The following is a 21,999-nucleotide window of genomic DNA, read 5'->3' on the forward strand; positions in this document are numbered from 1 at the left end:
GTTCGTGGGTTTGGTCCGGGGCGGTTCGTGGGGGGGCGTGGGGAGCGGCTTGGCGATGGGCGCGTCAGCCGCCGAGTGCCGGCGCGGGCACGTCCTCGAGGATGCGCGTGACGACGGCCTGCGGCGTCTCTCCGGCGAACGCGGCTTCGGCGGTGAGACTCAGCCGGTGGGCGAGCACCGGTGTGGCGAGGTCCTTCACATCATCGGGGACGACGTAGCCGCGTCCGTCCGCCGCGGCCCAGATGCGTGCGCAGCGCGCCAGGGCGAGGGCGCCTCGCGTCGAGGAGCCGACCCGGACGCCGTCGTCATGGCGTGTGCGTTCGACGAGTCTGACGATGTATTCGAGGATCGACTCGTCGACGTGGACCGTGTGCGCGACACGCCCCATCGCGATGACGTCGCCGCCGGCCAGCACGGGGACGACGCCGCCGGCGCGGTCGGTGACGTCGAGCTGGCGCAACAGTTCCACGGACACGTCGTGGCCCGGGTATCCGAGGGACGTCCTGATGAGGAACCGGTCCATCTGCGCCTCGGGCAGCCGGTACGTGCCGAGCTGCTCCACCGGGTTCTGCGTGGCGATCACGATGAACGGCCGCGGCACGTCATGCGTGACGCCATCCACGGTGACCTTCCGCTCCTCCATGACCTCGAGCAGCGCGGACTGGGTCTTCGGCGAGGTGCGGTTGATCTCGTCGGCGAGCACGATGGACGCGAAGACCGGTCCCTCGCGGAACGTGAAATCGCCGGTCTTCCGGTCGTAGAAGGTGAGTCCCACCACGTCCGAGGGCAGCAGGTCGGGGGTGAACTGGATGCGTTTGAAGCCGGCGTCGACCGAGTTGGCGAGGGCGCGCGCCAACTGCGTCTTGCCGGTGCCCGGATTGTCCTCGAGCAGCACATGGCCGCCGACCATGAGCGCGGTGAGCACCTCGCGGACCGGGCGGGTCTTGCCCACCACCGCCTGGGAGACGTTCTTCACGAGCAGGTCGAACATGTCCCGGAACCGTTCGATTTCGGGCGTGGCGGCACCGGGGATGGTGCCGGTGGCGGGAACTGTGCCGGTGTCGGGGATGGGGGTGCCCGTCGTGGCGGGAGCGGTGGCGGTGGCGCGGTGCGCGGGCGTCCGCCGCCGCGTGCCGGCCCTGCGGGCTCCCGCGTCCCTGGACAGCAGGGTCCGGTCGTCGACGGACCCGTTGGCGTTCTCGTTCATGATCGCTCCTTGATCGTGTCGTCCCGTTGCCGGGAGATCCTTCCCGGCAACGCCACCGATGCGCCGTCGGCCGTCGGGCGAGATCCCCGTACCGTCCCGGTTTTCTCCACGCCTTCGACGAGCTCGTCCGGCCCGTCGGCCAACGTGATGCGCCACGTCACGTCGCCGTCGAGCCCGGAATCCCTCATATCGAGGGTCCGCGGCTGTCCGCCGGCCGCCCATTCGCGCCGCCATGCGGTGCCGTCCCCGTCGGTGAGGGTCAGGATGACCGTGGCGCCCTGACCGTAGGTCTCCACATCGCCGGCGATGCGGAGCGTGTCGCGGCCGCTCCACTCCAGTGCGTAGTCGCCGATGCCGGCCTTCGGCCTGTCCGGCATGTCCTGGCTGGAGGCGGTGACGTCGGCGCTGGCGGCGCCGCGGAACGTCTTGCGCACGCTCACCGAGCCGCAGACACGCCAGCCGCCGGGCTCATAGGAGAACGAGGTCCGCGTGGTGGATCCGGACGAGCCGTTCCCGGCCGTGTACTCGAACCGGCCCTCCTTGCCGTCGCCGTCCGTCCACGAGACCACGCAGCGGCCGTCCTCCGCCCGGATGGAGAGACCGGACGGCGCGGCCGGACGGTGGACCGGGACGACGGGGACGCCTTCGCCTCGCACCTCGTCGCCATGCACCGTGACGATGGCGTACCCGGGCGTGAGGGCGTCGCCGAAATCGGAATCCGCGATGTCGAAGGTGTGCGACGTCTGCCCGCACGCGACGTTCCCGGTGTGATCGCCGAGCGTGACGACGACGGAGGCGCACGCGTTGTTGCGCATGTCGCCGATCTCGGCGGACACCGTCACCTCGTCGCCATCGTCCGACTGCGACGTGGAGACAATCGGAGCGTCCGGCACGCCGTACGGCCTGGCGGACTCCGCCGATGCGGCCGCCGCGCCGTCGCCCGCCCGGTTGTGCGGCACGACGGTGGCGGTCACGGCGAACCCGTCCGTGATGTCCGACGATCTGAAGCCGAAGTCGACGGACGAGGCCCCCTCGATGACGGCGCGCATGCCGTTGCTCAGGGTCACGGTGTAGTAGTCGGCCGGCGACCCCGCGTAGACGGGCATCGACCACGAGACGGTCACGACCTGCCTGCCGCCCTCCACCGAGACCCTCGACGGGGCCGGCGGCACTGTGTCGGGCATGCCGGTCACCGTGCCGGAATCCTCCGACCATCCGACCTCGTTCCTCGCGCGCACACGGAACGAGTACGGTCTGCCGTTCTCCAACCCCGCGATCCGGCAGACCGTCGCGGCGCCGCACGACTTCGAGGAGACACGGTCCCCGTCGCTCCAGCGCACCTCATAGTCGGTGATCGGGCTGCCGTTCGCCGAGCCGGGCGTCCATGTCAGATCCACCGCGCCGTCCTGCGGTTTCGCGTCGACGGGGGAGAGCAGCGGGGCTTCGGGCCTGTCGACCACGGCGACGGTGATCGTGCCCGTGACCCTGCGCTCGGCCATTCCCGTGCCGTCCTCGACGGTGACGAGCACACGGTTCGTGCCGCCTCCGGCGCCCGGGGCGGCGGCGACGTCGACGGACCCCGAGGCATCGCAGCGGACGGCGACCCCGGATGGGTCGTCCGCCGCGCACCGGATCAGGGTGAGAGGGGATGACGGGAACGGATTGTAGGCGTCGGCGAGCGCGTCCACCGTCCCGTCTCCTCCCGCTTCGAGCTTGAGCGTCCTATCGGGCACGCGCGCCAGCGGACGTGTCGAGGGGACGACGCGGACGGTCATGCCGGCGTCCACCGTGCCACCGTCGTATCCGATCCGCACGGGGACGCCGATCGTCGTCCCCGGCACGGCCGTCTTGTCCGCCTTCACTTCCAGACGGCCGGAACCCGAGACGGAGGCGGTCACCTTGCCGGTGTCCGAACCGCCGGAATACGTGTATCGCCCTTCATCCCCACCGGGGCCTTCCGGCGCGTGCGTGAGCGCCTTCAGATCGATGGTCGTCGTCCCGTCGCCCGCCGCCACGTCGATCGTGGACGAGGAGAACGTGGGCGGCCTCACGCCGCGTCCGACCACCGTGATCGGCAAGGTGATCACCGCCGAGTTGATGATCCTCGTCCTGCCGGATTCTCTTCTGCCGTCCACCGCGGTGAACGTGATCGAAGCCGGTCCGGCGTAGTCGCCGGGGGCGGTGAACCTGAGCGTCCTGTCGTTCACGTACAGCCGTCCGTCGGCGGCCTTCGTGGCGCTCACCGAATCCTCGCCGCCCACATACGCCTCCTTGCCGGCGCCCACGCGCACGTGGTCGGCGACGTCGATCCTGATGGTCTCATTCGCGTTCACCCTGAGCGCGGGCGCCTTCGGCCGCACGGTCGGCGGGAAGACGCCGTATGCGGGTACCTGGATGAACGCCGTGGAGGTCACGCCGTATCTCGTGTTGGTCACCGTGTAGGGGACGGCCCGGGCGTTCCGCGTCAGATCCACGCTGATGACGGTCGAGCCGTCATCGCCTTTGACGCGTGCATGGGCGTGTGCCGATCCGTGCACGTCGACCCTGAGATCCGAATCCGGGCCGGAGGGGTTCGCGATCCATCGGCCCACGTCCACGTCGACGCTCTTCCTGTCGATGGTGGCCGACGCGGGCACGCGGTAGTCGTAGGCGTCCGGCGGTTCGATCGGCGCGTTCGGGTCGACGTTCACGGTCAATACGGCCGTATCCGACAGTCCCGCCTTGTCCCTCACCGTGTAGACGACGTAGCTCGTCCCCGCCTGACGGGGCGTGGTGAAGCCGATCGCGCCGGCGCTCGCCTTCGCATCGGGTATGCCGGGGGCGTCGAGTCTTCCGTCAAGCGTCAGGTCGGTGTCGTCGCCGGAGACGTCGTTCCGGGTGACCGGCACGGTGGCGGGGGTGCCCGGACGGAGCGTGACCTCGTCGTCGCGCGCGTATACGCCGGAATCGGAGGCTCCCCGGAACACTCCCACGCGGATCCGCGCCTGAGCCCGCTGGCCGGTCCAGTCCTCCACCGCGTAGGAGAAGACGTCGGTGCCGGAGGAGTCGGCGTAGGCCTCGTAGACGAGGTGGTTCGCGCCCACCTCGGTGACGCGGCCCAGCTGCGGCGTCGTGTTGCCCAGGCCGAGCAGCTGGTCGTCGTCGCCGTCCACGTCGATGCCGGTGAGCGCGATCGGGATGCGCACCTTCCGGCCCGCGGCCACCTGCGCCTCCGTGTCGTGCGGCGTGGGCGCGGGCTTGTCCCCCGCGTCGCTCCGATGCACGGTGACGGTGATCGTCCCCGACGCCGAGGCGCCGAGACCGTTCTCCACGGTGTAGACGATGGGGAACGTGCCGGTCTCGTCCGACGCCTGATACCGTACGGTGTCGCCGGAGACGAACGCGACCCCCTTGAACGTGGATGCATCGGTCCTCAGCTCGTTCCGCAGTCTGACCGTCGTGCCGTCTGGTTGGCCGGCACGGTCGAGCACATCGATGGATACGATGCCGCCGGTGCGTACCTGGGCGGCCATGTCCGGCGCCTTCGGAGCCGAGTCGGCGTTCGACGACGTCGGCGGATGCAGCACGATCGTGCCCGTCGACGTGCCGGCCGCGTTCGCCACCGTGTAGGTGACGTCGACCGGTTCGGTCGGTATCCGCCGCGCCGTCAGATAGACCCGCCTGTGGCCTACGAGACCGGTCTTGATGCCGGAGGCCGGATCGGCCGTGACCGAAGTGACGGACAACACGCCGCCCATCGGGTCGACGTCGTTGGACAGCGGCTCCACGATGGCCGTGTTCCCCGCGCCGAGCAACGCCACGTCGTTCGCGGCCACCGGTCTGGCGGCTTGGCCGGATACGGGCTGCACCTCCACCCGGACCAGCCCGGTCGCGGGCACGGTCCCCTGCGTGATCGTGTACGACACGTAGTAGGTGCCCGGGGCGTCCGCCCTGAACCGGAGGGCCAGATCGGCGGCGTTCATCGTCACGGAGGCTCCATCGGGCGCGTCCGCCGCGGACAGACGCGCCGGGTTCGCGCCGGTGGCGTGGACGTACGGCTTCAGGTCGATGGACGCGTCCGTGGCTGGGGCGGCGGATTCGGCCACGGGATCGATGTCGGCGGGCAGGGTGCCTGAGGGCTTGATGGAGAAATACACCATGCCGGTGCCGGTCTGCTCGCCGTCGGAGACCGTGAGCTCGACGCCGACTCGTCCGGAGGCCATCGAACCGGCGTCGAACGTGAGCAGACCGTCCGCGCGCGTGGAGGCCGTCACCTGATCGGAGCCCTGCGGCGACGCGGAGACGAGCGTCATCGGATCGCCGTCCGGGTCGGTGAAACCACCCAGCGCGTTGAACTCGTAGGAAGCGCCCTGCTCGACCTCCAGCTCCTGCGGCGTATCGGTCTGGACGGGGGCGGCGTTCCCGGAATCGGTGAGCGTCAGCCTCACCGTGGCGGAGGACGTCTGGCCGTGCCCGTCGGATATCTCGTAGGAGAAGCCCACCGCGCCGGGGCCCGCCTTCGTGGCGTCGAGTTGGAGGTAGCGGCCGTCGTAGACCGGGAAGACCTCGATCACGGCCCCGTCGGGGGCGTTCGCGCGCGTGATCCTCAGCACCGAGCAGTCGGTCTGCCGGTCGTTGCGCAGCACGTCGAGGATCCGTTCGCCGCCGGCCCGCGCCCCGAACTCGTCGTTCTCCGCTTGGATTCCGTCCGAGCCGTGCGAACAGGTCTTGTCGTACTCGCGCCGGTTGTTCGCCGTCTCGTCCCCCTCGCGCCGGTTCTCCTCGGAACGTTCGGTCCGGATCGTGTTCCATTGGAGTTTGATGACGTCGGTCGATGCACGCGGGTCCCACACGTTGCCATCAACCACGTCGTTGAGCACCACCTGCCGGTGGTTCGCGCGAAACACCAGTTCGGAGGTGCCGTTCACCGAACCGAGGGAGCGGAACGTCGCCCCTCCGTCCTTCGCGGAGCATACGGAAACGTAGTTGTCGGCCCGCTGGCTCCACGCGGCGAACACGCAGCCGCCCGAGGAGACCGGGCGCGCCGGCTCCCCGTGCCCGCCGGAACGCAGCGGCACAGGTTCCGGATCCGGCGATGAGAGGGATATGAGGTCCAGGCCGTCCCGGCCGGCCACGGCGACCCAGCCGGATTGGAGCCCATCCACCGGCGGCGACTGTAGGCTCAGCCTTCCATCCATGCCGGAAGCGGTGCCTCCTCCTCTGAAGAGCACCCGGTTCCCGGCCGTGATGACCGGGACCCCGTCGACCACCGTGAACGAGGAGGCGTCCGTCCTCACCCCGTCGGTGATCGATCCGACTGACGAAGGCGAACGGCTCCGCGGCGAGTCGAGCCTGAACACCATGCCGTCGGAAGGACGGTATCCCCATACCGCGCCGTCGGCGTCGACCACGATCCTGCCTCCCGCACCGAGCCTCAACCGGGGATCCGCGTGCATGGGGGACGCCGAGCCGACATCATCGGCGTATCCCGTCCAGACGTCGCCGGTCCCCTCATCGAGGAACGCGATGGTGCCGCCGCCTGCCGCCGATATAGTCTCGTCCCCCGTCTCGGCGCTGGAATCCACTTCTACCGTCGACGCCTTGATCGACGACGCCCGGCCGCCTTCGTCGAGCACGGTGTCGGCGTCATGCTGGAGGACGTCGAAGCGCGGCGCGGACGACGCGACGGCCACATCCGCCTGTCTGACGCGCACGTTGAACCGGGCCGCCTTGCGGTCCTTCAACGAGGTGACCCATACGGATCCGTCGTCGAACCGCACATGACGCTGCGTGACGGAGCTGATGACGATCGCGCCGGCGACCACGCCGAGCAGCAGCATCAGGGCGACGGCCGGGACGGCCCACCCGCGCCGGCCCGACGGCGCCGGACGGCGCGTCGGCGCGTCGGTTCCGCGTGTCCGCCCGTATGCCGGGGAAGATCTCTTCGCCATGCCGGCTCCCGTCGTAGTTCCGAGCCCGGCCGGTCGGCCGGTACGCCAAATGTAGACCCCGTCGCTGGGTACCGCCTCGGATGCACCGGAGATCGGGGAGACGGCGTGTCGCGTGCGGATCAGCGCCGCATCGCGCAGACGGCCGCGGGCCGGGGCGACATGCGTCGATCCGCCCTCACGACCGACACTTCGATGCACGTCCGGGCCGTGTCCCGGGAGACGTCGAACGTCACCCGTTCGCCCCTCACGATCGACACGTTCCCCTCGTCCTGCGGGTCCTGGCCGTCGATCGGCCTCCACGCGTACGTGTCGCCCCTCTTCGGATCGGGGTTGCTCCACGTGAACGTCACCGTGCCGTCGTCGCCGTATTCCCCATGCAGGTCCGTCGGCGAGGGGACGTCGTCGCCGATGACGCCGTCCGGCGTGGCGTCCGTATCCCGCCCGGTCCCCGTCCCACGACGCGTCGTCGCGTCTCCGACGGATGCGCGGTCGGCGACGGCGCCGGAATCGAGATTCGGCATGACGGCGATCGCGAATACGAGCGCCACGGCGATGACAAAGACGGCGACGGCCAGACCGGCGACGGCTTGACCGGCGACTGCCGGTGCCGCCGCCCGGGGCGGGGCTCCGGTCCGTGGCGTGGCGAAGCGGCGGCGCGCCACGCGACGATCCGGCGGATACGGATCCCGGCCTTCGGCGACCACGGCGGTCATATGACCGAAATGCTCCTGCTGGACATGCTGCAGGTCACGTGCGAACCGCAACGCGGAATGCTGACGGTCCTCCGGGTCCTTCGACATCGCCCTGCGCAACACCCGTTCCACGTCCTCCGGCACGTCCGGGCGGTCGATCGGAGGCAGCGGCTTGGTGAGGATGAGCTCCCTCAGCCGCGCGGCCGTGTCCGGCCGGTAGCCGCATTCGAACGGCGAACCGCCCGCCAACGTCGCATACAGCGTCGCCGCCAGCGAATAGATGTCGGCCTCCTCGGCACCGGAACGGCCGTTCAGCACTTCGGGAGGCGCCCACGGCAGCGAATAGCCGGTGAACGTCCTGTCATAGATGTTCGTCGAGATGCCGAAGTCGGCGAGGACCGGCAGCCCCTGGGCGTTGACGAGCACGTTGCTCGTCTTGATGTCGTGGTGGATGACGCCGGCCCGGTGCGCGGCGGACAGGGCGCCGGCCAGCCTGATTCCGAGATCGAGCATCTGGTCGCAGGTGAGCGGCCGGCGCCGTGCGATCTCCTTATAGGTGCCGTTCGGCGCGTATTCGAACACGATGTAGGCCGATCCGTCCGGCGTCACGCCCGCGCCGTGGACCTGCATGATGTACGGGTGGCTCGACAGACGGGCCATCGTATCGGCCTCCCGTGCGAACCTCGCCGCGGCCCGCGGGTCGAGCGGCGTCCTGGACACCTTCACCGCCACATCCCGGTCCGGGACACGTTGCCGGTACAGGTACACGTCGGCCGTGGAACCCGAGCCGAGCGTCCGGACGAACGAATACCCGGGCAGCTCCGGCGGCGCTGTGATCGTGGTGCGCATGATGCCCCCTTCCCCCGAAGGCGTCCCCCTGGGGACTTGCGCCGTCCCCTCGGCACAATGGTACCGCCACGGACGGCGGCGCCTCACCCGCCCATCCGATATGGGCGCGTGAACGGCGGCGTGCCGCCCGTGGCGGGTGCCGGAACCATTGGAACACGCGAGAAAAGGGGAAGTTCCGGTAGATATGCACCGGCGTGGTCGTCACGGTTTAGGCTGGAGCCATGACTGGATACATGGATGCCCACGAGGCGTTGGACGAACTGATCCGCGGCGGCGGAGACGGCGGGAGCGCGCTGCTGGTCGCCGGCGCGCCGCAGACCGGCAAGACGCGATTCGCCTATGACGCGCTCCTGCGCGGCCTGGACGCGTACGGCGACACCCGCGCGGTGATGGCCGTGGCGAACCGCGTCGTCGCCGACGGTCTCGGCGACGAAGTCATCCGCCGCATCGGCGCGTCCGCGCAAGTGCGTCCGGTCACCACGCTCGCCGCATTGGCGTTCCGCGTCATCGCCGACGAGCGGTTCGCCTCCGGCGCTCCCGCACCGAGGCTGCTCAACGGCGCCGAGCAGGACGCGTTGCTGCGCGGGGTGCTCGCCGGGCATGTCGGGCACTCCGAAGCCGGTGATGTGTGCGGCGTATGCATGATGCTCCGCGACTATTTCGCGACCGAGGAGTGGTCGTCGTCCATGGGGGTGTTCCCCGACGACGGTTCGGAGGACGGGCGGGACGGTCGTGCCGCCACGGCCGCATTGCTCGAACGTGGCGTGTCGGCGGAATTCGTCGCCCAGCTACGCGACATGCTGGCGCGCATGGACGAACTGGGAGTTTCCCCCAACGGTGAGGAGAAGCTGCTCGGCGTGTTGGAGGAATCCGCCCGCGACGGACGGGACGTGCGCGTGGAACGGCTGCGCGTGCAGTGGCGGCTGGCGTTCGCGCTGCGTCGTGAGTATGCCGCGGCCGTCGAGGCGGCGTATCGGGGCGAATACCGTCTCGATTCCTCACGTCTGCTGGTGGAGGCGGCCACCGTGCTGCGGGGCGGCGGAGGAACGGTCCCCGCGCTGCTGGTCGTCGATGATTTCCAGGATTCCACCCTCGCCGCCATGAGGTTCCTGGAGGAGATCGTACGGCGGGGCACGCGGCTCGTACTCGTGGGGGACCCGGACGAGGCGGTGCAGACCTTCCGTGGGTCCTACCCCGAATATCTGTTCGCCAGGGCCGCGGACGGGCCCATCGCCGCCCGTCGCTGCGTCCTGGACGCACGGCCGCGGGGCGGCCGGGAGTCCGAGACGGCCCCCACGTATCGCGACGTCGTGGCGGCGAGGATCTCCCTGTCGATTCCCTCGCCGCTGGAGGATTCCACGCCGCTGCCCGATCGCCCGTGGAAGCTGCCCCGGCATGAGGGCGCGTGGCCGATCCGCCGGCTCGACGGCGCGTCCCCGTTACCTGCGGACGGTTCCCTTCGCTGCGCGCTCTACCGCAGTCCCCGGGAGGAGCTTGACGATGTGGTGTGGCGCATCAAGCACGAGCGGCTCGACGGGCACGCCCAGTGGAACGACATGGCGGTCATCGCGCACGATAACGGCACCGTGCGCCTGTTCGGCGAACGGCTGCGCCGGGACGGCGTGCCCGTGCGCTATTCGTCCGTCACCCGTCCCCTCGGGGAGGAGCCGTTCGTGCGCGGTCTGTTCGCCCTGATCGAACTGGCGCGTCTGCGTGGGCGCGGCATCGCGGGAGCGGAGTCGGATCCGCGTGCGCTGGCGGCCTATGTGCGTTCCCGCGTTGTCACGCTGATGACCGGCCCGCTGATCACCGTCGGCTCCACGCCGGGCGAAGGCGCGCTGGGACGCGTGGAACCGGTCGAGGCCGCGATGCGTTCGCTGGAATCCCTCGCGGGGATCGTCGGACAGGCGGTCGCTGCGGATGACGTGGACGATGCGGGTGATGCGGACGACGTGGATGGCGCGTTGGGCGGATTGATGAGGGCGTGGCGTACGTTGGGCGAGGCCTGGCCCGCGGGCGGCGACGTCCGGATCGATGATTCCCTGCTGCGCGGGCGAGATGATGCGACGTCGGAGACCGGGCGGCCCGTCCCGTCCGACGGCGGGGACCGGATCCCGCCGTTCGGAACGGACGCCCAGTACGTGATGCTCGCGCTGGACGATCCCCGGGCTCCCGCATCGCACGTGCTCGCCGTGATCAACCAGGTACTGGGAGGAGACCCGCAGGCCCGGGCCTTCATCCGTCTCTGGACGCTCGTCGGCAAGGTCGCCGCCGCCTTGGGCCGTCTGGAATCCGACGAGCCGCAGTTCGCGCTCGCCGCCGCATGGGACGCCGCGGGCGTGGCGTCGGCATGGCAGCGGCGCGCGCTCGACAACACGTCCGAGGGCAGGGCGGCCAACGACCGGCTGGATGCCGCCATGCGGCTGTTCCAATATGCGGAGGGCGGTGCCGCCGGGCATGACATCGTCACGTTCATCGCCCAGGTGCGCTCCATGCGGATCGAAGCCGATTCACTCGCCCGTGTGAAGCCGATGGAGCAGGCCGTCACCCTCACCACCCCGGCGGGCGCGGCCGGCCGCCACTGGCGTCATGTGTGGCTGCCCGCCGTGCAGCAGGACGTATGGCCCAACCTCGCCGAGCGCAACACCATGTTCGGCGGCGAGGACCTAGCGGACATCATCCTGCGTGGCCCGGAGGCGCATGCCGTCTGGGCCGCCGCCCCCTCCTACGGCGCACGACTGGGCGAGGTGCTCTCCGGAGAGAAGAAGAGCTTCCTGTATGCGCTCACCCGCGCCGAATCGGATGCGCGGGGAACGGGCACGGTGACGATCAGCGCCGTGAGCGACGACGACCTGACCCCGTCCGATTTCCTCTACGGGTATCTGCCAGAATGCTTCGGCCGCGGAGACGAGGCGAGGTTCGTCGAGGTGGGGGAGCCGTACGGGAACGGTCAGACGGCGGAACGCGCCTCGTCGGACGTGGAGGAGATCTCGCTCGCCGGCCTGGACTGCGATCCCCGCGGACTCGTGGCCGCAGCGCGCCTCATCCTGGCACGGCACCCGTCCGACGACCCGCAGGCGCGGGATGCGGCCGCCGCGCTCGCCCTGCTTGCCGGGAACGGCGTCGCCGCCGCCGATCCGGACGAATGGGCGTACCTGCATACGGCGGAACGTGGCGGTCATGGGACGGCGGACGCATCGGATACGCCGAGCGCGACGGATACGTCGAGCGCGCGGGCGCAGGACGCCGAACCGTGCGTGGTGACGTTGTCCCCATCGGCGGTGGACCGCCTGTGGGAATGCCCGGTGTGCTGGATGCTGGAGAACCGATTCGCCGGGCCACGCCCCGGCAGTGCGGCGACGGGCTTCGGCACGCTGATCCATGCGGTCGCCCAGCAGGGCAGCGGGGAAGGCCTGGACCTGCCCGGCTTCATGCCCGGAGCCGGCGACGAGGAACGTCTGACGGCCGTGACGCGTCGGCTCGTCGAACTCTACGACGGGATGAAGCCCGACCCCGCCGACATCGACGATCCGTCGGCGCGCTATGCGGCGATTCGCAAGGACGAGCAGGCGGGCGCCACGCTCGCCAATCTCGCCTCGTACTTCGTGGCCTCCAACACGTCCGGCTATCTTGGGGAGAACACGGGCAAATTCGACGTGGGCGTGCTCGAACACGCCTCATGCGAGGAGGAGTTCGCCGCGCGGTTCGGGCTCGACGACATCCTCGCCGCATACGACGCCGTGCCCGGTGCCGGTCCGGTCGGACGGCGCGATCTCATGGCGATGATGGGCACGCTCGTCGGAGGCTGGCCGGAGGGCATGGACGAGAACCTGACCATCAGGCTCTCCGGCCGCATCGACCGTAAGGAGACCCGTATCATGGCCGATGGGAGCCGCGCCATACGGCTCATCGACTACAAGACCGGCCAGGTGCCCACCACCCCGCAGCGGTTCAACGACCTGCAGCTCGTGTGCTACCAGCTGGGACTCGCCTTCCCCGAGACGGCCGATGGAAGCGCCGCGCGCGGCGGCCGGCGCCCCGTCGACGCGCCGCCCATCGTGCAGAGCGCGTTGTTCCATGTCGAAGCCCATGAGGCGCCGGCGCAGAGCTACGCCCCCGAAGGCCTGTTCCAGCCGCCCCTGTTCACCGGAGGCTCGCTGAACGCGGAACCGTTCACGCCACGATTCCACTACCGTGACCCGGCGAAGCTCATGGACATCCCCGGCGTTCCCGGCGAACCGCCGCAGGGCGTCGACCCGCGCGCATGGGAGCGGTTCGCCGCGCTGCAGGGCACGCAGGCGATGTGGGCGCTCGCCATGATTGCGCGGGTGTTCTATGCGGCGGCGGCGAGCCGCTCGGAGCGTCTGACCGCCCATCCCACCGCGCAGCATCTCGCATACTGTCGCATGCGCACCGTATGCCCGGCCTGCGCCGGCCGGGTCGATACCGTATTCGAAACGAGGCAGGCATGAGCAGCACACCGAAACCCACCGACAGCCCGGAACAGGCCGCCGTCATCAACGCGCCCGTGGCGGACGACGTGCTCGTCGTCGCCGGCGCCGGCTCGGGCAAGACCTATACGATGACGCGCCGCATCATCGAACTCATCCGCCGGGGCGTCGCCCCCGAACGGATCCTCGGCCTCACGTTCACGCGCAAGGCCGCCGGCGAGCTGCTGTCACGCGTGTCCCAGGCCGTGGCCGAGGACGGGGCGCGCGGGACGGGACGGGACGACATGCCGGCATCCCCGGAAGGGGCTGTCGGGAACGCCGAGGCGATCCGCGCCGCAGGGGACCGCATGTTCCTCAAGCCCGTCGTCTACACGTACGACGCGTTCTTCCAATCCATCGTGCGCCAGTACGGTCTGCTCGTCGGATTCGATCAGAACACGCAGCCGTTGAGCGAGGCGGGCGCGCTCCAGCTCGCCGCGAACGTCATCGACCGGAACATGGACCGGCTGCGCGGGCGCGACCTCGGCGCGTTCCGCACGCTCGCCTCGAAGGTCCTCGCGCTCTCCGGCGCGATCGGCAGCGCGATGATAGGCCACGGCGTGACCGACATGGAGACCGCCATAGCCCGCGTGCGCGCATGGGACGACGCCTTCGCCGCACAGGTACGCGACGCCATCGGCTCCGAGCCGATTCCCGACGATGAGCCCAAGCTCACCAAGCCGCGACGGTTCAAGAAGGACAGCGACGCCGCATGGACGGCGAAACTCGACGAGTACCATGAACGTCTGCACACGGCCTGCGTGTTCCACTGCGCCAGACTCGTCGACACCGCTGGGCAACGTGACGCGTTGCTCGACCTGGTCGAGGCGTACGCCCAGGAGAAACGACGGCTCAACCTGGCCGAATTCGGCGATTTCACCATCGCCGCCTATCAGCTGGTCACCCGGTTCCCCTCCATCGGCGAACGCTACCGGCAACGGTTCAGCCACGTGCTGCTCGACGAGTACCAGGACACATCCACCACGCAGGCGGCGCTGCTCGCCACCCTGTTCCACGGAGGCGACACGGCCGTCAACGCCGTCGGCGACCCGTTCCAGTCGATCTACGCATGGCGAGGCGCCAGCCCGGGCGCGTTCCGCCTGTTCCAGCAGGACTTCGGCATGCGGGAGAACGATCGTCCCTACGAGCTGAGCGTCACCCGCCGCAACTCACGGCTCGTGCTGGAAGCCGCCAACGACCTGACCCTGCCGCTGCGCGGGACTCCCCGCCGTGCAGGCAGCTCGACGATGCGGGAGGTCGACGTCGCGCCCCTCGACGCCCTGCCCGAAGCCGCCGCGGGCACGGTCGGCGTGCTCGGGTACGACACGCTCGGCCAGGAGATCGACGGCATCGTACGATTCTGCCGGCATGCCCTCGCCGTCAACGACCACGGCAATCCGAAGCATCCCCCCACCGCGGCGGTGCTGTTCCGGTCGAAGAAGCACATGGCCGAATACCAGCAGGCGTTGGAGCAGGCCGGATTGAGCACGCTCGTCGTCGGCTATTCGGCGATGCTCGACCGCCCCGAGATCCGCGACATACTCGCCCTGCTGCACGTCGCCTCCGACCACACCGACTCCGGTTCGCTCATGCGGCTGCTCGCCACGCCACGGTTCGGACTTGACGCGTCGACGCTCGCCGCGCTCGCCGCGCTCGCCGACGCGGCCAACACCGAGGTGCGGTACCAGGCGCTCGTCGCCGCCGGTCTGGTGCCGGCCGACGCACCGCGCCGGGACCGCGCCGGCATCGTCCGGGAGCATCGTGACGGCGTCGCCAACGCCGTGTTCCTGCCCGACCTGCTGGAGGATTCCGATCTGCCCGGCCTGCTCGAACGTGATGACCGGTTCGACGAGGCCTCTACGAGGGAGATCCTGCATGCCTCCCGCATGCTGCGCATGGTGCGCGGCACGGTCGGCAGACCCCTGCCCGATGTGGTGCGTGCGGCCGTGCAGGCGCTCGACCTCGACATCGACACCATCGTGGCGCAGGCCATGCGTGCTCGCGGGAACGCGCCCGACCCGACGGTGGCCCGCATCCCCATGGAGACGGTCATCGATCTGGTCGACACGTACGCCAGCGAGATCGCGGCCGATGCCACGCCCACATTGCGCGGATTCATGGCATGGGTGGACGCGTTGCGCAGCATCGAGGACGAGACCGCCGCATTAGACTCCGAACGGCACGTCGACGTGGAGCTGATGACCGTCCACCAGTCCAAGGGACTCGAATGGGATGCGGTCGCCGTGGTGGGCCTCGCCGAAGGCGCGTTCCCCAGCAGCCAGGGCGATCACCTCTCCGTCACACTCGACGACGCCCACCCGGGCGGCGTCGAGAACGGCGTCTGGACGGCACCCGAATACCGCGAGCGCGCCTCCACATGGCTGGACGATCCGACCGCCGTGCCGGTGCCGGTGCGCGCCGACGCGGGCATCCTGCCGCGTTTCCCGCATGACGCGCCAGTCGGTGCGGACCCGCTGGACGCGTTGCGGGCGTTGGACGACGTGGAACTCATCGACGACGAGGTCTACGGGTCGCTGCGCGCCGTCGGCGACGGCGTGAACGACGTCGATCCGGACGGCTGGTACCTCACCCAGGAGGAGGAATACGGCAGGCGACTGCACGCCGACGAACGCCGGCTCATGTACGTGGCCCTGACCCGCGCCCGGTGCGACGTGCTGCTCACCTACAGCCGCAACGGCGAAACGGGCCGCGACCCGTCGGTGCTCGGCGCGAAGCCCCGCATGGCGAAACCCTCCAACTTCTGGTCGGAGGTCCACGACGCCCTGCACTCGCACGACGGGACCGTCATGGCCGGGTCGTCCGGCTCCACCGGGGTGTCCGGTTCCACAGGGTCGTCCGATACGGCGGCCGATGCCGGGGAACAGCCCCGCACGCCGGCGACGACGGGCGCGCCCCGACCCGACGGGTTCTTCACCGGCGATCACGCCGCCGGATACGCGCACGCCGTCATCGACGAGGCATGGGACACGCCTCTTGAGGAACGGGCGGAAGACACCCTGCCTTGGCCGTCCGCGTTGGGAGCAACGACGGCATCCTCGCTCGTCGGGGCGGCGCGGGCCGTCCGAGCCGCGATGCGCGCCCGAACCGAGGCGAATGGTGCGAATGAGGTGGATGGGGCGGATGATTCCACGGTGCCAAGTGAGTCCTCGCCGGGCGCCCCGGCACGCGGCACGCTGCTCGACAAGGCCCGGCTGCTCATCGCCGACGACGACCTCATGTCGGGAACGCTCGACGGGGCGGCCCTCGACGAGCGGACCAAGGAGCAGGCGCAGCGCATCCTCGCCGGATCGCGTCAGAGCGTCACCCGTCTGCAGGCCCGCGCGACGGACATGGGGGAGCGCGAGGAACGACGCTACTGGCGCGGCATCGTGCGCCCCATCCCGTCCATCGCCTCGCCCGCGGCCTCCGCCGGCACCAGGTTCCACGCGTGGGCGGAGCGTTTCATCGACGCGGGACTCGACGCGGGAGACGGCACGAGTGCCGAATCGGACGCCGTCACGGTCATGGACCGCCACGCGATGCTCGCCGATCTGGAACGCCGGGAGAAGGCCATCGCCGACGGCACCGCCGGTATGGATGGTGCTTCCGGTGCGGACGGCGGCGGTCGACGCGCCGCACGCCGGAACACCCGTGTCGAAGCGGAGCTCGTCGCCTGGCAGCGGCGTCTCGCCGAATCGCCATGGGCACGGCGCACGCCGGTCTGGGCGGAGCGGCAGCTCGTCGTCGCCCTGCCCGAACTCGACGGCATCATCGCCAACGGCAAACTCGACGCCGTGTTCCTCGGCGGCCTCGACCCGGTCGACGCGACGAAACGGTACACCGTCATCGACTGGAAGACCGGCCATCGTCCCCGCAAGCCGAAGGACGTGGCCGACAAGCTCGTGCAGCTCGACCTGTACCGGCTTCTGCTTTCGGCGATGGAAGGCGTGCCGTTGGACAGCATCGACGCCGCTCTCTACTATGTGAGTGAACCCGACGCGAAGCTCCGCGAGCTGCGCGCCGAAGAGAAAACCGAACAAGAGATCATTGCCGAGTTGAGCTCCGGAATCCCCGAGCACACCGACGACGATTAGACCCATCGCCGATCCGCGGCGCGACCGCGGACGGTGCCGTGCGGCGCGCAGACGCCACGCACGGCACCCGGCGACAGCGGGTCCCGCGGCTGGAACGCGCCGTGAATGTCTCGCCGGCGGGAGACCGCTACCCTCGTGCAGGCATGTGTGGGCGGGCGCACGTGCTCCACGACACCACCGACATGAAGGAGTGAACCACCCATGGCTGCGACCAGCAACGCAACCACCAGCACCGCAACACACGGCACCACGGGCGCAGACACCGCACGCCGCGCCGCCGTCGCCCCCGGCACCGCCATCACCTACCGCGCCGTCACCTGGGACGACCTCGACGCCATCGTCGACGCGTTCTATGACACGTGGGGCGTGGACGAGCCCGGCGACCCCCACATCGCCCGGCTCACCTCACGCCACTTCGTCCTCCACTACCTCGAACCCGCAACGCGCGGCGAACTCGCCGAAACCGCGGACGGCACGTTCCTCGGCGTCACCCTGTCGCGCGTGGCCGGCAGATCCGTGCTCTTCCCCCAGGTGACCGGCGAACTCGCCCGCGTCAACGCGGAACTCGACGCCACTCCCGCCGGTGCGGACGCGCTCGCCCGCACCGAGGCCTGGCATGCGCTCGAGGAACGCATGGAGGACGACATCGCCATCAACGACCGCGCCCCCGCCGAACTCGAGCTGTTCGTCGTCGCCCCCGCCTCACGCGGCCACGGCGTCGGCGGCACTCTGTGGCGCAACCTGCTCGCCTCGTTCGCCGAAGCCGGCGCCTCCCGCTACTACCTGCACACCGACTCCAGCTGCGACGTCGGCTTCTACGAGCACAAGGGCCTCGCCCGCGTCGCCGAACGCTACGCCAAAGACCACCCCGACGAACACGTGGGAGACGGGGAGGACATCTATATCTACGAGGGCGAGGTGACCGCGTGAACGGGGTCGCGGCCGCGAAGCCGCGTTCCCCGTACGCGCGCCTCTTCTCCATCCCCGGCACGAAGGCGTTCTGCGTCTCCGGCGCGGTGGCGCGACTGCCGATCTCCATGATGAGCCTCGGCATCGTGCTCGCCCTCAACCACCTGTACGACAATTGGACGGTCGCCGGCACGATGAGCGCCACCTACGTGTTCGCGCTCTCCTGCGTCACCCCGTTCTACGCGCGCCTGTTCGACCGGTTTGGGCAGCGTCGCGTCGGCCGCGTCGCGCTCGCCGTGCAGGTCGCGGCGATGCTCGCGTTCGCGTTCGCCGCCCTGTTCCGCGTGCCGATCCCGCTGCTGTTCGCGCTCGCTGTCGTGATGGGTCTCACCCAGTTCTCGTTCGGCGCGCTCGTACGCACCCGTTGGGCGTACGCGCTGCGCGGGCGCGACGACGGCGAGACGCTGCTCAACACCGCGTACGCGATGGAGGCGGCCATCGACGAGGTCGTGTTCATCCTGGGCCCGATTCTCGCCGCATGGCTCGCCACCAGCGTGCATCCGGTCAGCCAGCTGTTCGTGCCCACCATCGCCTGCGGCGTGGGCGGCGCGGTCTTCTTCTCGTTGAAATCCACGCAGCCGCCCGCCATCGTCGAGATCATCGAGGTCACGGCGTCTGATGCGGTCCCGCACGTCGCGGGCGGCGCTCCCGACACATCCGAGGCCGCCTCCGGTGCTTCCGCCCCTCCTGCCGACGGCCTGTCCCTCGACCGGCTGCGCCGTCAGGGCGCCAAGCCGAAGAGCGCGCTCCTCTACGGCGGCGTGCTGCCGCTGCTCGTCGTGTTCCTCGTGTTCAACATGAGCTTCACCTCGTTCGACGTGTCGGTCACCGCCACCATGAAGGGCATGGGGCTCGAACGGTTCCTCGGCCTCCAGCTCGCCATGTTCGCCGTCGGCTCGTGCATCGGCGCGATCGTGTTCGGATCACGCACGTTCCGCGGCTCGCATTGGGCGCACATGGTCGTCTTCCTGAGCCTGCTCGTCGTCGGTTACGTGGGTTTCCGCCTCGCGATGGACAACCTCATCCTCCTCGGCGTCATCGAGATCGTGTCCGGACTCGTCGTCTCGCCGCTGTTCACCACCGGCAACCTCATCGTCAAGGATCTGGTGCCGGCGGAAAGCCTCACCGAGGGGCTGAGCTGGGTGACCACCGCCGGCACGGTCGGAACGTCGTTCGGATCGTCGGTCGCCGGTGTCGTGCTCGACGCGTCCAGCCCGCACGTCGGCATGCTTCTGCCCGCGCTGTTCACCGCATGCGCCGTGCCGCTCGCCCTGCTCGGCTGGGCTCTGGCGCGCCGCCGCTGACCGACGCCCCGCGTCCCACCACTCGGGACGCGGGGCGCGCGTGTCGCGTCTTGCCGATACAACGGGCGGTATGACTGGAGAAGCAAAGCAGCCCGAACAGACGACCCCCGCATCCCCCGTGATGTCCCGCCGAGCCCGCGAGGCGCAGCCGTTCCGCGCCATGGTGTTCGGCGAGAAGGCCGACCGCATGATCGCCAACGGCGTGAGCGTGATCAAACTCTCCCTCGGCGAACCCGACTTCGGTGCGCCGCCCGCCGTGCGCGACGCGATGCGCGAACAGTACGACGGCCGCGCCCTGCCGTACACGGCCGCCATGGGCCTGCCCGAACTGCGCGAGGCCATCGCCCGCTTCTACCGGGAACGCCACGACCTCGACATCGACCCGAGGCGCATCATCATCACCTCCGGCGGCTCGGCGGCGCTTCTGCTCGCCACCGCGCTCACCGTCGACCCGGGCGACGACGTGATCGTCGCCGACCCCTCCTACCCGTGCAACCGCGAACTCATCAACAGCTTCGAAGGCAACGTCATCGACGTGCCCACCTCCGCGGCCACGCGCTTCCACCTCAACCGCGACCTCGTCGCCGCCCACTGGACCGACCGCACGAAGGCCGTGATGATCACCTCGCCGTCCAACCCGACCGGCACGACCATCGACTTCGACGTGCTGAGGGACGTATGCGACTATGCGCGCGACCACGGCGCGTGGCGCATTGTCGACGAGACGTACATCGACCTCGCCGACCGCGAACCCGACGGCACCGAGATCCGCTCCGTGCTCGCCTGCGACGACGACGCGATCGTGTGCAACAGCTTCTCCAAGTTCTTCGGCATGACCGGCTGGCGACTCGGCTGGGCCGTCATCCCCGACGACGACGCCATCCTCAAGGCCGTCGACGACCTCGCCACGAACTATTACCTGTGCGCGCACACGCCCACCCAGCACGCGGCGCTCGCCTGCTTCACCGAAAGCAGCCTCGCCGAATGCGAACGCCGCCGCCAGGAGCTGCTCGCACGCCGCCGCATCGTCATCGACGGGCTCAAGCGCATCGGCCTGCCCGTCGAAGTCGAACCGAACGGCGCGTTCTACGCGTACTTCAATATCACGTCCACCGGGCTCGACGCGTGGACGTTCTGCGAACGCGCCCTCGACGAGGCGCACGTCGCGCTCACGCCGGGACGCGACTTCGGTGCCGCCACGGCGGACACGCATGTGCGCCTCAGCTACGCGGCGTCGCGCGAGGCGCTCGCCGAAGGACTCGATCGGCTCGGCCGCTGGCTGCCCACGCTGCACGCGTGACGGCACACACGTGACGGCACACACGTGACGACGACACGGCAGAACACGATACGAAACGACACATCGACAACCATCGATATATAAAGGAACGACACCGCACATGGTCAACCTGCGCTCGCACACCACCCGACTCGGCGTGCTCGACATCGGCTCGAACACGATTCACATGCTCATCGTCGACGCCGCACCCGGCGCCCGCCCCGATCCGGAGGCCAGCACGAAGACCACCGTGCGCCTCATGCAATACCTAAAGGACGACGGTTCGATTAAAAAGGCCGGCATCGAAGCGATCCTCGAAGCGGTCGACGAGGGCATGAAGCTCGCCGAGGAATATGAGATCACGCAGCTGCTCGCCATGGCCACCAGCGCCATCCGCGAGGCGCCGAACGGCAACAAGGTGCTGCGCAAGATCGAGGAGCGCATCGGCCAGGGCGTGACGGTCCTGTCCGGAACCGACGAGGCGCGACTCACGTTCCTCGCCGCCCGCCGCTGGTACGGCTGGGACGCGGGCCGACTGCTCATGCTCGACATCGGCGGCGGTTCGTTGGAGGTCGCGATGGGCTCCGACGAGGAGCCGACGGTCGCGCTGTCCGTGCCGGCGGGTGCCGGCCGCGTCACCAAGGAGTTCCTGCCGGAAGGCGTTGCCACGCCCGACGAGCTGGATGAGGCGCGCAAGCAGGTGCGTCGGATCCTCGAACCGATGATCGAGGCGTTCCCCAAGTCGAAGCATCCGAATCACGCGGTCGGCACGTCGAAGACGTTCCGCTCGCTCGCCCGCCTCGCCGGCGCGGTATTGCGCCAGCCGGGCCGCGAGGACACGATGATCATGACGCGCGAGCAGCTGGAGGATTGGATCCCGCGTCTCGCCGCCATCGAACCGGACCAGCGCGTCGCCCTGCCGGGCATCACGCCGGAGCGCACGCTGCAGATTGTCGGCGGCGGCATCGTGGCGGACGAGATCATGAAGGCGCTCGACATCCAGGAGATCGAGATCTGCCCGTGGGCGCTGCGCGAGGGCGCGATCCTGCGCTGGCTCGACCAGTTCGGCCGCACCCGCCTCGGCTTCTGAGCTGATTTCGCCGTCTTGTCGTGGTTCGCTCCGCGTTCGGCACGGTTCGTTCCGTGATTTGCCATGGAAAAACGTTGAGGAACGTGGAGCGAACC

At 69.7% G+C, this 21,999-nt stretch carries 9 protein-coding genes; 6 read left to right on the top strand and 3 right to left on the bottom strand.

Features of this window, described 5'->3' with window-relative positions:
* Positions 1-64: 64 nt before the first annotated feature.
* The 3 genes from AC1AYP_RS00145 to AC1AYP_RS00155 all read right to left on the bottom strand — a co-directional run bounded on the left by AC1AYP_RS00145 (position 65) and on the right by AC1AYP_RS00155 (position 8,678).
* The gene (locus tag AC1AYP_RS00145; RefSeq protein WP_476546447.1) at positions 65-1,207 is read right to left on the bottom strand and encodes an AAA family ATPase; all 1,143 of its coding nucleotides are present in this window, start codon (positions 1,205-1,207) and stop codon (positions 65-67) included.
* Complete coding sequence (locus tag AC1AYP_RS00150) at positions 1,204-7,137, bottom strand: Ig-like domain-containing protein (RefSeq protein WP_476546449.1); 5,934 nt, start codon at positions 7,135-7,137, stop codon at positions 1,204-1,206. The genes AC1AYP_RS00145 and AC1AYP_RS00150 overlap by 4 nt, the downstream gene beginning before the upstream one ends.
* Before the next feature lie 119 nt (positions 7,138-7,256).
* Complete coding sequence (locus AC1AYP_RS00155) at positions 7,257-8,678, bottom strand: serine/threonine-protein kinase (protein WP_476546451.1); 1,422 nt, start codon at positions 8,676-8,678, stop codon at positions 7,257-7,259.
* 233 nt (positions 8,679-8,911) lie between these two features.
* Here AC1AYP_RS00155 and AC1AYP_RS00160 point away from each other — a divergent pair, with 233 nt between their 5' ends.
* The 6 genes from AC1AYP_RS00160 to AC1AYP_RS00185 all read left to right on the top strand — a co-directional run bounded on the left by AC1AYP_RS00160 (position 8,912) and on the right by AC1AYP_RS00185 (position 21,904).
* Positions 8,912-13,150 (top strand): PD-(D/E)XK nuclease family protein, encoded by a 4,239-nt coding sequence (locus AC1AYP_RS00160; protein ID WP_476546716.1) that lies wholly within the window; start codon positions 8,912-8,914, stop codon positions 13,148-13,150.
* Positions 13,147-17,262, top strand: coding sequence for an ATP-dependent DNA helicase (locus AC1AYP_RS00165; RefSeq protein WP_476546452.1), 4,116 nt, complete (start codon positions 13,147-13,149; stop codon positions 17,260-17,262). Before AC1AYP_RS00160 ends, AC1AYP_RS00165 begins: the two co-directional genes overlap by 4 nt.
* 201 nt (positions 17,263-17,463) lie before the next feature.
* Positions 17,464-18,192: a GNAT family N-acetyltransferase gene (locus AC1AYP_RS00170; protein ID WP_476546454.1), complete on the top strand. Its 729-nt coding sequence runs from the start codon at positions 17,464-17,466 to the stop codon at positions 18,190-18,192.
* Positions 18,193-18,299: 107 nt separating this feature from the next.
* A complete protein-coding gene (locus AC1AYP_RS00175; protein WP_476532297.1) occupies positions 18,300-19,535 on the top strand; it encodes an MFS transporter in 1,236 nt (411 codons plus the stop codon).
* Positions 19,536-19,605: 70 nt separating this feature from the next.
* Positions 19,606-20,835: an aminotransferase class I/II-fold pyridoxal phosphate-dependent enzyme gene (locus AC1AYP_RS00180; RefSeq protein WP_476531574.1), complete on the top strand. Its 1,230-nt coding sequence runs from the start codon at positions 19,606-19,608 to the stop codon at positions 20,833-20,835.
* A gap of 100 nt (positions 20,836-20,935) precedes the next feature.
* Positions 20,936-21,904, top strand: coding sequence for a Ppx/GppA phosphatase family protein (locus AC1AYP_RS00185; RefSeq protein ID WP_476502570.1), 969 nt, complete (start codon positions 20,936-20,938; stop codon positions 21,902-21,904).
* Positions 21,905-21,999: the final 95 nt, after the last annotated feature.

The organism is Bifidobacterium sp. LH_424 (genome assembly GCF_056356895.1).